Source organism: Bradyrhizobium sp. CCBAU 25338 (assembly GCF_028128965.1).
In the GTDB taxonomy this organism is placed as follows: domain Bacteria; phylum Pseudomonadota; class Alphaproteobacteria; order Rhizobiales; family Xanthobacteraceae; genus Bradyrhizobium; species Bradyrhizobium liaoningense.
Genome location: NZ_LFKY01000043.1, coordinates 250,638 through 264,227, shown reverse-complemented (window position 1 = coordinate 264,227; position 13,590 = coordinate 250,638). Strand labels below are relative to the sequence as shown.

The window sequence follows — 13,590 nt, the reverse complement described above, 5'->3', positions numbered from 1 at the left end:
GACAAGATTTGGTGAGAGCCATCGGGAGCCGACGGCAAATGAGGTCAGCGGGTGCTGCGGGCCCGCTCGATCAGGTCGAGCGCCAATTGTCCGGCAGCGTCGACATAGGCGAGGTCGCGATGGATCAGCATCACGGTCGTGGCGCCGTCGAGCAGGATCACGAGCCGGCGCGCGAGTGCTGTTGCATCGGGAACGCCGTGGCCGCGCAACTCCGTTTCGAGCCACGCTTCAAAGCGCTTCTTGTGTGCCGCACCGGCTTTCACCGCCGGATGGGCGGGGGTGTTGGCAAGCTCGGCGATGGTGCGCAGGAATCCGCAGCCACGCCAGCGCGGCGTATCCACGGAGCGCCCGAGCTTCGTGAAGAGACCGCGGACCTTGTCGGCCACGGTGCCGTCGGTCTCGGCGAACCAGCGCATGTAGAGCTCCAGTGTCGGCTGATCCCTGGCCGCGATGGTTTCGGCGACGAGCTCGTCCTTGCTGGTGAAGTGATAGTAGAGGGTCTTCTTGGTGACGCCGGCCTTCTCGGCGACCGCATCCATGCTTACCGCCCTGATGCCTTCGCCATGGAACAGTCGCGTCGCCGCAACGACGATCTGCTGGCGCGTGGTGACACCCTTTTCCGACATCGTGTCGGATGTATACTGCCTAGTGAGTATACACAACAAGGCTGATGTGGCTGACTTCCTTGCCCGTTCGACCTGGAAGGAGCTGCGCCTTGTCCGACTTGATACTTTCTGAAACGCGGGGCGCCATCGCGCTGCTGACGTTCAACCGCCCGAACAAGCTCAACGCGCTGAGCTACGCCCTCATCGACCGCCTGATGGCCATTCTCGACCGCATCGAGGACGATGCAAACGTCAGCGCCGTTGTGCTGACCGGGGCGGGCGACCGCGCCTTCTCGGCGGGCGCCGACATTGCCGAGTTCTCGGAGAGCGTGAGGTGCGGGCCCGACATCGCAGTGAAGGAGTTCGTGCGCCGCGGGCAGGCGATGACGGCGCGGATGGAGGCGTTTCCCAAGCCGATCATCGCCGCCGTCAACGGCATCGCCTTCGGTGGCGGCTGCGAGATCACGGAAGCCGTGCATCTCGCCGTCGCGAGCGAACGGGCGACTTTTGCCAAGCCCGAGATCGCGATCGGCATCACGCCGACCTTCGGCGGCACGCAACGCCTGCCCCGGCTCGCAGGCCGAAAGCGGGCGCTGGAGTACCTCCTGACCGGCGATCCCTTCTCACCGCGGCGAGCCTACGAGATGGGATTGGTCAACCGCATCGTGCCGCACGAGGAGCTGCTCGACGCAGCCTTCGCGCTGGCAGATCGCATCACGCGCCACTCGCACTTGGCCGTCGCCCGGGTCATCACGGCGGCCACGCGCGGCCTCAACGTGTCGATTTCGGAAGGACTCGCGATCGAGCGCGAGCAGTTTGCACGCATGGCGGCGACCGCGGATACACGCGAGGCACTCGACGCCTGGCTGGCGCGCGCATCGCGGCAGGTGCAGCGTGGCTGACTTGTGGTCGCGGCGGTCGATGCGTATGTCGGCGGACTCGATCCCTGTTTCGTCAAGAACCTGGAGGGCAGCAAGTTCTCCTGCTCCTATCGGCCGGTGACGCTGGATGCCTTCCGTCGCTTCCGTCATGGATCCATGGCGCGGTCGCGCACGGCCTGTGCCGTCAGCTCCGTTGGTGCGGGCAGCCGGGGTCGAACCGGCACAGCGCTTGCGCACCGAGGGATTTTAAGTCCCTTGCGTCTACCAATTCCGCCATGCCCGCTTGATCCAACGAGATCAAACACTTAAGTCCATCTCCGGCCATCTGGAATTGGCGCGTTGCGTACCCGGAGGGACGGTTCTTCCTTAAGCGAGCCGGACGCACAAGGCAAAGCCTCAATCCGGACATCTGTTGTTGCTTTAGGCATTCTCAATCCACGGGGACTATTCATCCGGCATGGCTGCTTCGTTTTCCTCTTCGCTGCGCGGCTTTGGCGCGCTCCTGATGCTGCTTGTCGCCGGCGCCGCGCTCTCCGGCTGCGCCGGCATGAGCGAGACGATCGCACCGGCCTTTGCCGATCCCGCCAAATACGAATTGTACGACTGCAAGCAGCTGCAGGCTGAGCGCAAGCTGCTCGCCAAGCGCACCAATGATTTGCAGAAGTTGATGCAGAAGGCCGAGACGGGGACGGGGGGCGCGGTCGTGTCCGAGCTTGCCTATCGCAACGACTATATTGCGGTGCGCGGGCAGTCGCAGTTGGTCGAGGAGGCCTGGAGCCGCAACAAGTGCCGGGAGACGCCTGAGCCGGCACCGCCTGAGCCGCTGCCGCTGTCACCCTCCGGCAAGCCCGCTTCGAAATCCGGAACAAGGTGACCCGCTGAGGCGCCCCGCGGACGGCGCTTCGCATCAAGGACGCCAGCTATAGATCCAGTCCTGCCGCGCCAGCATGCGCTCCGGGCCGAGCGCGCGGATCGCAAGATCCCGTGCGATCGCGAGCGGCCCGCCGAGATGATAGATCCGGCCCTGCTGCCGCGCGGTCCGCTGCACCCGAAGGACCCGCGCCTGGCGGGCACGGCCGTATTGCGTCAGCGCGGCGGCGATATCCTTGGTGCTCTCGGCGTCAGGGCTCAAATGGCGGGCGAGCACGGCGGCATCCTCGATCGCCATTCCGGCGCCTTGGGCTGCAAAGGGCAGCATCGCATGCACGGCGTCGCCGAGCAGGGCCACCGGACCCTTGCTCCAGGGGCAGCCGTCGGGCACGCCGAACAGCGCCCATTTCCGCCAGCTGTCGACCGCGGCGAGCATCATCCGCGCCGGCGGCGGCCAGCGCGGGGCGGCAAAGGCGTCCATCACCTCGAGAGGATCGCCGGGCGTGCTCCAGCCCGGCCGGTTCCAGGTGCCGGGCAGCACCGCGACCACGTTGATCTGGCGTCCGCCGGCAATCGGATAGGCGACCAGATGCGCGTTCGGGCCCATCCAGAGCTGCACCCGGCGCGCGGCATAGTCCTTCGGCAGTTGCGCGGCCTCGAGCGTGCCGCGCCAGGCGATCAGCCCGGAGAAGCGCGGCTGCACCTCGGGAAACAGATGCTGGCGGACCGTCGACCAGATGCCGTCGGCGCCGATCAGGGCGCTCGCGAGATCGCTGCGGCGGATCGTGCCGCTGCGATGGACGATGGTGAGGCCTTTGGCGTGGGGCGCGACGTCCTCGAAGGTTGCACCCAGCTTCAGGTCGATGTCGGGATGATCGGCGACAGCGCCCGCCAGCGCCGATTGCAGGTCGGCGCGGTGCACCACCCAATAGGGAGCGCCGGCACGCGCCGAAGCTGCTTCGCCGAGCGGCATGCGCAAGAGCTCGCCGCCGGCGCGCGCGCTCATGATCGAGACCGCTTCCGGGGTTACCGCGCGCGCCTTGAGGCGTTCGGTCAGTCCGAGCTCGACCAGCACGCGGCTGGCATTGGGGGAGAGCTGCAGGCCGGCGCCGACTTCCTCGAGGCGCTCGGCCTTTTCCAGCACGACGATGCGGAAGCCGCGGGCCGCGAGCGCAAGCGCGGCCGTCAGGCCACCGATACCGGCACCGGCGATGACAATCGTTCGGGAGAGCGCCACCCCTGACCGATGGAAGCGGTCAGGCCACCTTGTCCTTCAGGACGCATTCCGGCGGGCGGGCTTCGCCCGCCTTCAGGTCGGCCGCGAAGCGGTACAGCGTCGAGCAATAGGGACAGATGATCTCGTTGTCGTTGCCGAGGTCGAGGAAGACGTGCGGATGGTCGAACGGAGGGTTGGCGCCCACACACATGAACTCTTGCGAGCCGATCTCGATGACGGGGACACCGGCATCGTTATGGAAGTGCGGGACGACATGGTCGGACATCGTAACTCATCCTGGAGTGGCAATGGCGGCAGACACAATCAAGAACTGACGCGGCATCTTTGAGGCGCCGCGGACCATACTTACGGGTGCAGATGATTGCTAGTCCAGTGGAACCGAAAGGTTCGCAATTGCCCCATGCTCATTTGCTCATGCAAATTCGACACAATCTTGAGGCCTGAGAGAAGCCCTTCTTTCGTCGGGGACGTTGTGTCGCAATTTTGGCAAACTATCTCTATGGACGACTGCAAGTTGCGACGAAGGACGAATCGTCAGGCGCAAGCGATCCGAAGGGACCATCCAGGCTTTTCCGCATGAAGTGGTTGCGAATCAGCACAGCGTTGACCGGTATCGCGGCGTGCAGCTTCATGCTCGTGCAGGTCGCGCCGCATGCCCGTGAGGCCGGCGCGATCCTGGCTGCCCAGGATGATCCCTCCGCGCTCTCGGAGCTGAAGCTCGATGCGCTGCTGCGGCAGAACGACCGGCTGGTTCAGGACAATATCGAGGCCGCGCTCGCCGCTGATGATACCGATCTCGCCGATAGTTTCGTTGCGCTGGCGCGCGATCGAAACATCGCGCTCCCCGACGACCTCCTGAACCGTGTCGGTGACGCCGTCAAAGCGGAGAACTCCACCTTGCATTTCGCAAAGCGGTTCGCCACCGGTCTCGTCACCGGCAACGCGGACGACGTCGCGAGCCTGTCGGGAACGGTGGCCGGCGATCTGTTCGTGATCGGCGACGTCAGGGACGTGGTGCGCGAGGGCACGCACCTTGCCATGGGCGAGGACACCGACCGCCTCGTGCTCGGGCTTGCGGCTGCCGGACTTGCGGTGACGGCGGCAACCTACGTGTCCGTCGGCGGTGCCGCGCCGGTGCGCGCCGGACTGACGCTGGTGAAGGATGCGCGCAAGGTCGGACGGCTCGGCGAGGGGCTTGCCGCATGGGCCGGCCGGTCGGCGCGCGAGGTCGTCGACACGCCGATGCTCCGGAACGCGGTGGTATCAGGCTCGGTGCTGCGGCCGGGCCAGACCGTGAGCGCGATCAAGGCCGCGTTCCGGGCTGAGAAGGCTGGTGCGCTGGTCCGGCTCGGCAAGGACGTCACGCGCGTTGCCGAAAAGACCGGCACGCGCGGGGCGATGGACACCTTGCGCATGGCCGAAGGTCCCAAGGACGTCGCGCGCGCGGCGCGGCTTGCGGAAGCGCAGGGCGGCAAGACGCGCGCGATCATGAAGCTCCTGGGCCGGGGCGCGCTGCTGCTCATCGGCGGCGCGTTCGATCTGGCGCTCTGGCTGCTCAGTGCGGCGCTGACGCTGTTCGGCCTTCTGTCCTCCATCAAGGCGACGACCGAGCGTCTGACCCAGGCCTGGTGCGATCGCAGGCGGGCGCGGCGGCTCCGCCGCGCGCAGATCGCAGCCGAGGCCGCTCTGGCCAGCGCGGGCACCACGGCCTGAAGTGCGACGCGCTTCAGGCTATTGTTTGAGCATTATGTTGCCGGAAAACCGCTGCACACTTTTCCGGATCATGCTCTAAGATCGACCTATCCCCACAAGACCCCACGGAACTGATGATGCCGAGCTTTCACAACGGCGCCGTTGAAATTGCCTATCTCGACGAAGGCGAGGGCGATCCGATCATGCTGGTGCACGGCTTTGCCTCCAGCAAGAACGTGAACTGGGTCTATCCGACCTGGGTTTCGGAGCTGCGCAAGAACGGCCGCCGCGTGATCGCGCTCGACAATCGCGGCCACGGCGAAAGCGCGAAGCTGTACGAGCCCGAACAGTATTCGATCCCGACCATGGCCGGCGACGTGGTCGCGCTGATGGATCATCTCGCCATCCCGCAGGCCGACATCATGGGCTATTCGATGGGCGGACGGATGGCGGCGTGGCTCTCCCTCAACGAGCCGCAGCGCCTGCGCTCGGCGATCCTCGGCGGCATCGGCATTGGCGGCTTGATCGAGGGCAGCGGCCCCGGCGAGAACGTCGCCAGGGCGCTGGAAGCGCCGGCGCTCGGGGACGTCACCGATCCCGTCGGCCGCACGTTCCGCGCGTTTGCCGATCAGACGCGCTCCGACCGCCGTGCGCTCGCCGCCTGCCTGCGCGGCACGCGCGATCTCATGACGAAGGACGAGGCTGCGCGCATCGACGTGCCCGTGCTGATCGCGGTCGGCAGCGCCGACGACGTCGCCGGCTCGGCCAGCGCGCTCGGCGCGATCATCCCCCGTTCTGAAGTGCTCGATATTCCCAATCGCGACCACATGCGTGCGGTCGGCGACAAAGTCTACAAGACCGGCGTGCTCGATTTCCTCTCCCGCCGCGGCTGAGTCGGCAAAGGGCCAAGAGGGGTCTTCGCCTACTAATCCCTAGGGCCTGGAGCTCAGTTGCTTGGCGCCTAAATTTCGGTGGCGGCCGATGCTTCACACCGCCTTGTCGCTGAACGCGGCGGGAAGCGTGCTGAGGAATGACATGACGCGCTGTGTGCGCAGCGGCGGGCGGCGGCCCGAGGTGCGCAGCATCCATAGGGGTTCCCCAGGCGCGCGCCAGGGCGCAAGCACTTCGACCAGCCGGCCGGTGCGAAGGTCTTCGTTGACGAGCCACGCTGGCCCCCAGCCGATCCCAAACCCATTCGCGATCAAAGCGAGCGAAGCGTGCGCGTCGTCGCAAATGTGCTTGGGCTTGGGCGTGACGCGAATGGGTCCTTTGCCGCGCGGGTCGGCGAAGCGCCAGGTCAGGATCTGACCGCTCGCGGGATTGCGGAAGCCGACGTGGTCGTGCGCGGAAAGCTCGTATGGAGTCGCCGGCGCGCCGCGCGCGTCCAGATAGGCAGGCGAGGCGCAAGCGATCCAGGAGAACGTGCAAAGCCGCCGCGCCTGATGGCCGGGCGCGCGGTCGAGGGGCCCCGAGCGGATCGCGACGTCGACGCCTTCCGCCGCGAGATCGAGAATCTCGTTGCGGAATTTGACCTCGATCTCGATTTCCGGTCGCTCCCGCAGGAACGCGGGCAGTCGCGGCAGGATGCAGGCGCGCGCGAACGAGGCGGGGGCGGTCACGCGCACCCGTCCGCCATCGTCGCGCGCGACTTCGCCGAGCGCAGATTGGACACGGGCGAGACTTTCGACCAACGCGCGTCCCGCCGTCATCAGCCTGTCGCCCTCTTCGGTCAGCGCCAACGAATGGGTGGAGCGATGCAAAAGCCGCAAGCCGTGAGCCTTTTCGAAGCGGGCGACCGCCTTGGACATCGCCGAGGTGGTCGTCCCCGCCCGCCGCGCGGCTTCGGCGAAGGAGCCCGCCTCGACGACGCGGACGAAGGCGAGGAGACGCGAGAGATCGGGAGGCAAAGTCGTTGTGGACATGCAGTCCACATAGTCATGGCTGAGCAGTCACTACAAGAGCCATTTCCGAACGGCTAAACAGGGAGCGTCAGCGCGCATTCTGCGGCGCTGGAAACGCGGGAAGTCCCATGAACCTCATCGAAATCACCCTGCAAGCCCTTGACGCCGCCGAGCGGGCGATTCCACCCGGCCAGCCGGTTTATATGCTCAATCTGCTGCGCTACCGGACGCATGCGCGTTACGAGGACGGATTCGACGCCGCGCCCTGCTCGGGCCGCGAAGCCCTTCATGAACGCTACAGGCCGGCATTCCGGCGTCTTGCGGCCGGTAAGCCGCTCGTGCGGATGTTTTCCGGCCCGGTCCTGACGAGCCTCGTCGGCTCGCCAGGCGAACGCTGGGACGAAGCGGCGATCAATGAATACGGCGATTTCGCCACCTTCCGCTCGATCGTCGACACCGAGATTTACCGGCGCGAAGCCGCCCCGCATCGGCACGCGGCGCTCGAGGATTTCCGGCTGTTCGCGCTCGCCAAGGCGATGTGAACGCATTGAGGCGACGGCCTCCGCATTCGCCTTAACGGAGCTTCAGCTTCAGTGATCCGGGATTGTCTTCGAGCGCTTGCTGGCATGCTCCATTGCGGTGACCGTGCACAAAGTTGGCCCTGGCCAGCGCTCCGGATAGGCGCCGTGCGGAGATTAGTGCACTGGCACCGTAATTCACGGGAGCCGGGCTTCGTGAAATCGCCCTGAGGAATAGAGCGGGGAAGAACCGATAACCCCGATCACGGCTGCGGTCGGGGCGTGCTCACCACGCTTGGCGGAAGGATGGGGTACGTCACCTTCGGTTGTTCACCGGTCAAGCTGTCGAGGAAGGTGGTGATCTTGTTAATTTCATCGTCCGTCAGCTGAGTGCCTAACTGACTGGTTCCCATCACCGCGACCGCCTGGCGTAGATCCCAGGCTTTCCCGGTGTGGAAATAAGGCGCCGTCAGAGCGACGTTCCGGAGCGTTGGAACCTTGAAGACGTACTCATCACTCGGAGTTTTGCTGACCAGGAAACGGCCCTTATCGGCGGGTGGCAGGAACTCGGCACCCGGCTTCTCAACCACGCCGAACGGGGCGTACATGCCGCCGCCGACGTTGATGCCGTTGTGGCAGGCCGAGCATCCCTTATCCATGAAGACCGCTAGGCCCGCTTTCTGCGTCGGCGAAAGCGCGTCCTGCTCGCCCCTCAGGAAGCGGTCGAACGGCCCGTTTGGCGTGATCAGCGTCGCCTCGAATACGGCGATGTCCTTTTGCGCATTGGCAAGCGTGATGGGGTCCGACTCGCCCGGGAAAGCCTTGGCGAATAGGTCGCCATAGCCCGGAATGCCTTTCAGCTGCTCGGCCACGTGCGTCGTTGGCGACGCCATCTCGACCGGGTTGGCCATTGGCCCGCCGGCCTGCTGTTCGAGGTCTTTGGCCCGGCCGTCCCAAAACTGCACTTTGTTGAATACCGCATTCAAGACCGTGGGAGCATTGCGCCCGCCACGCTGCCAGCGATGGCCGATTGAGGTGGGTTCGGCGTCAGCACCGCCGAGCCCGATGCTATGACATGAGCTGCAACTGATGGCATGACTCGCGGAGAGCCGGGGGTCGAAGTACAGCATCTTGCCGAGTTCGACCTTACCGGGGGTCGCCACGTTACCCGGCAGATCTGGCGGAGCAGTCGGGATCGGCTCGAACTGCTGCTTCGCCTTCGCTAGCAGATCGTCCTGTGCCAGAGCGGAGGATGCAAAGAGGCAACTGACGGATAGCAATGCGACGGCGTATTTGATCATGGCGAGTCCTCATCTACTGGCGTTGGGCCTTCCTGCCGGACAGACGGGCGGCGCGAACGGGCATAATTCAAATTCCCAAAGCGCCGGACTTCCTTCGAGCTTAAACGTCTTGCGGTGGGCGGTTGAGAATCTTTCGGCCAGTAAACATCGCCGACGTGATGCTTCCACCCTCGTGAATTTCGGTCACGATCACCGCTATCAGATGCAGCAGGATGACGCCCGCGAGCGCATAGAACGCATAAAGATGGATCGTCACGACGGGGCCTCGAAAGGCACGCATGGCCTTGTAGGCGGTTTGATCCAACGTCTCCGCGGCGAGGGGCGAGACCATTGCCGGATCAATCCCGGCTGCGGCGACCCAACTGGCGAACCATCTTCCGAATGGCGGCCAGAATAGATCGGTGCCCGCCAGGATCACACCGGTCGCGGCTTGCAGCACGAGCAGCAGCAGGAGAACTGCGATTGCGAGGCGTGCCGCGGGATTATGCCCGACATATTCTTGCGGCTCTCCGCTAAGAAAGGCACTGCCGTAAGCGCGCAGCTTGCCCCAAAAGCTGGAACCATAAGGCAGGATTGCGCTCCATCTGGCATAGCGGTTGCCGAAGAATGCCCAAACGAAGCGCCAGATCAAATTCAGCCCCATGACGTAGCCGAGCACGACATGGATTTCTTTGAGCAGGATCTTGCCGTTGGCGGCGAGCCCCAGCGCGTCGTCGTTCAGCAGGATGACTCCAACGATCATCAGACCGAGCGCGGTGAGCGCGTTGATCCAATGGAACCACCGCGTCGGGGCATCCCATACGTCGTAGGCGTGAAGATGCTCGGTTGACGTGGGGAGCTGCGGCATCAGCGGACACCTGCCTCAATAAGAACGCGGGCACGACTGTTTGCGGGCCGCCGCTATAACCGTGCGGCCTCCTTCGCTGCCATTGCGAAGGCAGAAAAATAACATCACAGAAATCGGCGAGCGCCGTGATGCAGATCAATGAGTCACTAATGTTCCAACCGGGACATTGCTCCCACCCTCTTGTCCGCTTCGGGTCACGAGCAGACGTGCAAGCCGGCCGCTTGAGAGCGCTTGGTGTCCGCCAAGGGCTGTTATCGGACTCTGGTGCTTTGCCGACGCGGAGAGGCTGTTGAACGCCAAGTCAGTTCTGGGTGCTTCTTTTCGATGAATGCGCTCGCTGCTCGGACGAAACCAAGCACGATGACGCTTCATCCCAATCTCATCGCGCTTTGGCCTCGTCGCCAAAGCGGCGCGTCGCGGCGATCAGCACCACGAAGGTGGCGACCCACACCATCCGCGCGCCGTAGCGGTCGTGCGGGCCGGAGATCACGCCGCAGATGAAGGCGTTGCCGAGCAAGGCCAGCGTCACCGTCGCGGCCAGCAGCGTCAGGTCGTCCAGCCGGCGGCTTGCGAGAGCGTGGCCGAGCAGCGCGACCAGCCCCAGCATCGAGGCCAGCGCGACGGGGACGTGCAGCCAGTTGACGTAAGCGAAATCGATGTCCCAGTGCTGCTGCCGCGCCGCCCGCATCGGCGCGACTTGCGCGGGGATGTAGCGCTCGATGATGCCGTAGGTGTGCGGGATCCAGCCATTGGTGCCTTCGCCGGTCGCCACATGCAGCAATTGCTGTCCCATCGCGCGCAACGCCGCGCCGGCTTGCCAGGCCGGATAGTCCGCAAGCGAATGCACGACGATGTAGCTCATCTCCTCGTTGAGCCCATCGAAGCGGCCGAGCGTGTTGAACATGCTCTTGCCCCACAGGAATTCGTCGGCGGTCGCCGGCAGCTCGTTGCGATAGGGGCAGAGCTTGTAACGTTCGCGGGGGCAATGGTCGTTGAGATAGCGCGCAACGATGCCGTCCTGCATCATGCGGCCGAAGGCGACGCCGTAGCCGCCGGGCGTCCAGGCCAGCTTGCCGGACAGCGCGTAGTTTGCCGACACCAGCATCAGGCTGCCCGCAACGATGGTGAGGCTCGCCTGCGTCAATCCGGCGAGCGGAAGCCGGTTGCCCAGCAGCGGCCGTGCCATCCAGCCCGCGACGCAAAGTCCGAGCAGCACGCCGAGCGTGGCGCTGTGGGTTGCGGCAGCAAAGGCGGTGAAGGCGAACAGCGCAATCTTCTCGAGCGCCGAGGTGCGGCTTGCGCCGACCACCAGGAGGAACAGCGATAATACCGACAGTCCTGCAAAGATGTCGGTGAGCAGCAGGCTTGCAAGCCAGGGCAGGGCGGTCGACAGGATCAGGCAGAGGCTGATCGCGACGAAGCGGAAGGTCTGCATCAATCCGAGCACACGCAGGCAGAGCTGCAGCAGCCACAGCGTCGCGAGCGACTGGACGGCGAGGTTGATCCAGAAGCCAAAACTCTCGCCATTGTGCAGATAGAGGCCGAACACCGTGGAGCGGCTGGGGACGAGATAGCCCTCGTACCAGCGCGCCAGATAGCCGCCGGTATCCCATTGCAACAGCGGATAGCCGTTCCAGAACGCCGGCGCGATCAGCAGGAGGGGCAGGGCCGCCGCCGCGAGCCGCAGCCACAACGAGCCCGCGGCGCGTGCGCGCAATTGATCGGTGGTGATGGTCAAATCGGTTCCGTGCCCCTCGTTCGGACCTCGCCTGCAATAGCGGCTCGGAGCGAATTCACCAATAGTTTGATGCCGCCCCGCTTGAATTTGGCAGAACTCTGACCACTTTGAGCCGGCCTTGCCGCTTGGGGGCGTCAGAAGAAATGCTTGTGTTTCAAAGCCTTGGCCTACCCCCGCGGGGCAAGGGGCTGTTCACTCTCAGGCAAGCCCGTCAGGACTTTGTCGCCTAGACTGTGCTATACAGCCGGTAAAAGAGGCCAATTCGAGAGAGCAAATCGCATGGCAGTGCATCAGGTCAATCCGGGAGGAAAGCTCGCATCGCTCGATCCGATCTGGGACCGGATCCGGGGCGAGGCGGAGGACATTGTCCACCGCGAGCCCGAGCTTGCGACCTTCATCTATTCGACGGTGCTGCACCACAGCCGCCTCGAAGACTCCGTGGTCCATCGCGTCGCCGACCGGCTCGATCACTCCGCGCTGTCGGGCGATCTGGTGCGCCAGACCTTTGACGAGGCGCTGCGCGACGATCCCGATCTCGGCAACGCCTTCCGCGCCGATCTCGTCGCCGTCTACGATCGCGATCCCGCGACCTCTCGCTTCATCGATCCCTTGCTCTACTTCAAGGGCTTTCACGCCATCCAGACCCATCGCCTCGCGCACTGGCTCTATCTGAAGGGCCGCAAGGACTTTGCGTATTATCTGCAGAGCCGCGCTTCCGCGGTGTTCCAGACCGACATCAATCCCGCCGCACGCATCGGCCGCGGCATCTTCCTCGACCACGCCACCGGTTTCGTCTGCGGCGAGACCGCGGTGATCGAGGACGACGTCTCGATCCTGCACGGCGTCACGCTCGGCGGCACGGGCAAGGAGAACGAGGACCGTCATCCGAAGATCCGTCACGGCGTCCTGATCGGCGCCGGCGCGAAGATCCTCGGCAACATCGAGATCGGCCACTGCGCCCGCATCGCTGCCGGCTCGGTCGTGGTCAAGCCGGTGCCGCACAACGTCACGGTCGCAGGCGTGCCCGCCAAGATCGTCGGCGAAGCCGGCTGCGCCGAGCCTTCGCGCACCATGGATCAGATGATCAACGCCATGGGGCTTTGAGACGGACTTTGATGTTGCGAAGGGCCGGATTCTCCGGCCCTTGTCGTCCCCAAATTCTTTGGCAATTCATGCTGGCGGTTCGTCGCGTCTCGTCCTAAAACCCCGCCACGTTAGATTTCGATTGGAGACTTGCCGTGGACGTCAAGGAAGTAAGGAAGCTCGACGCGTATCTGAAGCGCGTATTCGGCAATCCCAAGATCCGCGTCGTGCCGCGGCCGAAGAAGGACGATTCCGCCGAAGTCTATATCGGCGAGGAGTTCATCGGCGTGCTCTTCGTCGACGACGAGGACGACGATCGCTCGTTCCAGTTCCAGATGGCGATCCTCGAGGACGATCTCGTCGATCAGGAGTAATTCGGCTTACGCCGCGTTATGGGGTCGCGGACGCCACGGCCCCATAGCTTTATTTCTTTGCAAGGATGCGCAGCCGCGCCGTGGCGTCGGCGACCGTGATTCCTTCCGCATCGACCAATTCGGCTTGCACGACCATGTCGCGCCCCGTCTGCTCGATCATCCGCGCCCGCGCCGTGATGGGCCCCACCGCCGCAGGTTTCAGGAAGCGCGTTTCCAAACTCTTGGTGACCACAGTCACGTCAGGCGAGAGCGTTGCGAGTGCGCAGACCCCAGTCGCGGAGTCCAGCATCGCCGCCAGGAATCCGCCCTGAACGGTTCCGTGCCTGTTGGTGAATGCGGGCTGCGCCTGAAAGCGGATCAACGCTTGCCCGGCCTCGTCGAAACCGAGCCATTCGCGTCCGAGTAATTGGGCGCCGGGTGGCGGATTTGCTGTCGCGTCGCTCACATCGGTCACCCCCGCGTTTTCCTTAAAGGCCAGGGTACCAAGCAGCCGATCCGGCGCAAGGTCTGGCGGCGCTGATGCCATTGGCAACAATCTGTGAG

15 protein-coding genes and 1 tRNA gene are annotated in these 13,590 nt (G+C 64.7%); 7 read left to right on the top strand and 9 right to left on the bottom strand.

Features of this window, described 5'->3' with window-relative positions; genetic code table 11:
- Window positions 1-44: 44 nt before the first annotated feature.
- Window positions 45-626: a TetR/AcrR family transcriptional regulator gene (locus ACM42_RS34865; protein WP_271532739.1), complete on the bottom strand. Its 582-nt coding sequence runs from the start codon at window positions 624-626 to the stop codon at window positions 45-47.
- Window positions 627-715: 89 nt separating this feature from the next.
- Here ACM42_RS34865 and ACM42_RS34860 point away from each other — a divergent pair, with 89 nt between their 5' ends.
- The gene (locus ACM42_RS34860) at window positions 716-1,507 is read left to right on the top strand and encodes a crotonase/enoyl-CoA hydratase family protein (RefSeq protein WP_271532737.1); all 792 of its coding nucleotides are present in this window, start codon (window positions 716-718) and stop codon (window positions 1,505-1,507) included.
- A 173-nt stretch (window positions 1,508-1,680) separates the two neighbouring features.
- On the opposite strand, the gene ACM42_RS34855 is transcribed toward ACM42_RS34860, so the two are convergent.
- A tRNA-Leu gene (locus tag ACM42_RS34855) sits at window positions 1,681-1,769 on the bottom strand.
- A gap of 174 nt (window positions 1,770-1,943) precedes the next feature.
- On the opposite strand from ACM42_RS34855, the gene ACM42_RS34850 reads away from it, so the two are divergent.
- A complete protein-coding gene (locus ACM42_RS34850) occupies window positions 1,944-2,360 on the top strand; it encodes a twin-arginine translocation pathway signal (RefSeq protein WP_271532736.1) in 417 nt (138 codons plus the stop codon).
- A gap of 33 nt (window positions 2,361-2,393) precedes the next feature.
- Here the strand turns inward: ACM42_RS34850 and ACM42_RS34845 are convergent, their stop codons facing one another.
- Together ACM42_RS34845 and ACM42_RS34840 are read right to left on the bottom strand one after the other, a co-directional pair.
- Window positions 2,394-3,593 (bottom strand): FAD-dependent monooxygenase, encoded by a 1,200-nt coding sequence (locus ACM42_RS34845; protein ID WP_271532734.1) that lies wholly within the window; start codon window positions 3,591-3,593, stop codon window positions 2,394-2,396.
- Window positions 3,594-3,612: 19 nt separating this feature from the next.
- Entirely contained in the window at window positions 3,613-3,858 is a 246-nt protein-coding gene (locus ACM42_RS34840; protein ID WP_007602543.1) for a zinc-finger domain-containing protein, read from the bottom strand.
- A gap of 311 nt (window positions 3,859-4,169) precedes the next feature.
- On the opposite strand from ACM42_RS34840, the gene ACM42_RS34835 reads away from it, so the two are divergent.
- On the top strand, window positions 4,170-5,306 hold the full coding sequence (locus ACM42_RS34835; protein ID WP_271532732.1) for a hypothetical protein: 1,137 nt from the start codon (window positions 4,170-4,172) through the stop codon (window positions 5,304-5,306).
- 116 nt (window positions 5,307-5,422) lie between these two features.
- The gene (locus ACM42_RS34830; protein WP_271532730.1) at window positions 5,423-6,178 is read left to right on the top strand and encodes an alpha/beta fold hydrolase; all 756 of its coding nucleotides are present in this window, start codon (window positions 5,423-5,425) and stop codon (window positions 6,176-6,178) included.
- 93 nt (window positions 6,179-6,271) lie between these two features.
- Here ACM42_RS34830 and ACM42_RS34825 read toward each other — a convergent pair whose 3' ends face one another.
- Window positions 6,272-7,207, bottom strand: a complete 936-nt coding sequence (locus ACM42_RS34825) for a LysR family transcriptional regulator (protein ID WP_271532728.1) — start codon at window positions 7,205-7,207, stop codon at window positions 6,272-6,274.
- Window positions 7,208-7,314: 107 nt separating this feature from the next.
- Here ACM42_RS34825 and ACM42_RS34820 point away from each other — a divergent pair, with 107 nt between their 5' ends.
- Window positions 7,315-7,728, top strand: coding sequence for a hypothetical protein (locus tag ACM42_RS34820; protein ID WP_271532726.1), 414 nt, complete (start codon window positions 7,315-7,317; stop codon window positions 7,726-7,728).
- 239 nt (window positions 7,729-7,967) lie between these two features.
- Here the strand turns inward: ACM42_RS34820 and ACM42_RS34815 are convergent, their stop codons facing one another.
- From ACM42_RS34815 to ACM42_RS34805, 3 genes are all read right to left on the bottom strand, one after another.
- Window positions 7,968-9,005, bottom strand: coding sequence for a cytochrome-c peroxidase (locus ACM42_RS34815; RefSeq protein ID WP_271532724.1), 1,038 nt, complete (start codon window positions 9,003-9,005; stop codon window positions 7,968-7,970).
- A gap of 100 nt (window positions 9,006-9,105) precedes the next feature.
- The gene (locus ACM42_RS34810) at window positions 9,106-9,852 is read right to left on the bottom strand and encodes a cytochrome b/b6 domain-containing protein (RefSeq protein WP_271532722.1); all 747 of its coding nucleotides are present in this window, start codon (window positions 9,850-9,852) and stop codon (window positions 9,106-9,108) included.
- A gap of 379 nt (window positions 9,853-10,231) precedes the next feature.
- A complete protein-coding gene (locus ACM42_RS34805) occupies window positions 10,232-11,590 on the bottom strand; it encodes a hypothetical protein (RefSeq protein WP_271532720.1) in 1,359 nt (452 codons plus the stop codon).
- A 279-nt stretch (window positions 11,591-11,869) separates the two neighbouring features.
- On the opposite strand from ACM42_RS34805, the gene cysE reads away from it, so the two are divergent.
- Together cysE and ACM42_RS34795 are read left to right on the top strand one after the other, a co-directional pair.
- Complete coding sequence (cysE, locus tag ACM42_RS34800) at window positions 11,870-12,694, top strand: serine O-acetyltransferase (RefSeq protein WP_028180886.1); 825 nt, start codon at window positions 11,870-11,872, stop codon at window positions 12,692-12,694.
- Window positions 12,695-12,828: 134 nt separating this feature from the next.
- Window positions 12,829-13,047: a DUF3126 family protein gene (locus ACM42_RS34795; RefSeq protein ID WP_007602550.1), complete on the top strand. Its 219-nt coding sequence runs from the start codon at window positions 12,829-12,831 to the stop codon at window positions 13,045-13,047.
- A gap of 49 nt (window positions 13,048-13,096) precedes the next feature.
- Here the strand turns inward: ACM42_RS34795 and ACM42_RS34790 are convergent, their stop codons facing one another.
- Window positions 13,097-13,573 (bottom strand): PaaI family thioesterase, encoded by a 477-nt coding sequence (locus ACM42_RS34790; protein ID WP_271532718.1) that lies wholly within the window; start codon window positions 13,571-13,573, stop codon window positions 13,097-13,099.
- Window positions 13,574-13,590 lie beyond the last annotated feature (17 nt).

Coding starts and splice junctions, on each gene's coding strand:
- ACM42_RS34815 (WP_271532724.1), bottom strand. CDS start 9,005: ATGATCAAATACGCCGTCGCATTGCTATCCGTCAGTTGCCTCTTTGCA.
- ACM42_RS34825 (WP_271532728.1), bottom strand. CDS start 7,207: ATGTCCACAACGACTTTGCCTCCCGATCTCTCGCGTCTCCTCGCCTTC.
- cysE (WP_028180886.1), top strand. CDS start 11,870: ATGGCAGTGCATCAGGTCAATCCGGGAGGAAAGCTCGCATCGCTCGAT.
- ACM42_RS34865 (WP_271532739.1), bottom strand. CDS start 626: ATGTCGGAAAAGGGTGTCACCACGCGCCAGCAGATCGTCGTTGCGGCG.
- ACM42_RS34850 (WP_271532736.1), top strand. CDS start 1,944: ATGGCTGCTTCGTTTTCCTCTTCGCTGCGCGGCTTTGGCGCGCTCCTG.
- ACM42_RS34810 (WP_271532722.1), bottom strand. CDS start 9,852: ATGCCGCAGCTCCCCACGTCAACCGAGCATCTTCACGCCTACGACGTA.
- ACM42_RS34830 (WP_271532730.1), top strand. CDS start 5,423: ATGCCGAGCTTTCACAACGGCGCCGTTGAAATTGCCTATCTCGACGAA.
- ACM42_RS34790 (WP_271532718.1), bottom strand. CDS start 13,573: ATGGCATCAGCGCCGCCAGACCTTGCGCCGGATCGGCTGCTTGGTACC.
- ACM42_RS34820 (WP_271532726.1), top strand. CDS start 7,315: ATGAACCTCATCGAAATCACCCTGCAAGCCCTTGACGCCGCCGAGCGG.
- ACM42_RS34840 (WP_007602543.1), bottom strand. CDS start 3,858: ATGTCCGACCATGTCGTCCCGCACTTCCATAACGATGCCGGTGTCCCC.
- ACM42_RS34835 (WP_271532732.1), top strand. CDS start 4,170: ATGAAGTGGTTGCGAATCAGCACAGCGTTGACCGGTATCGCGGCGTGC.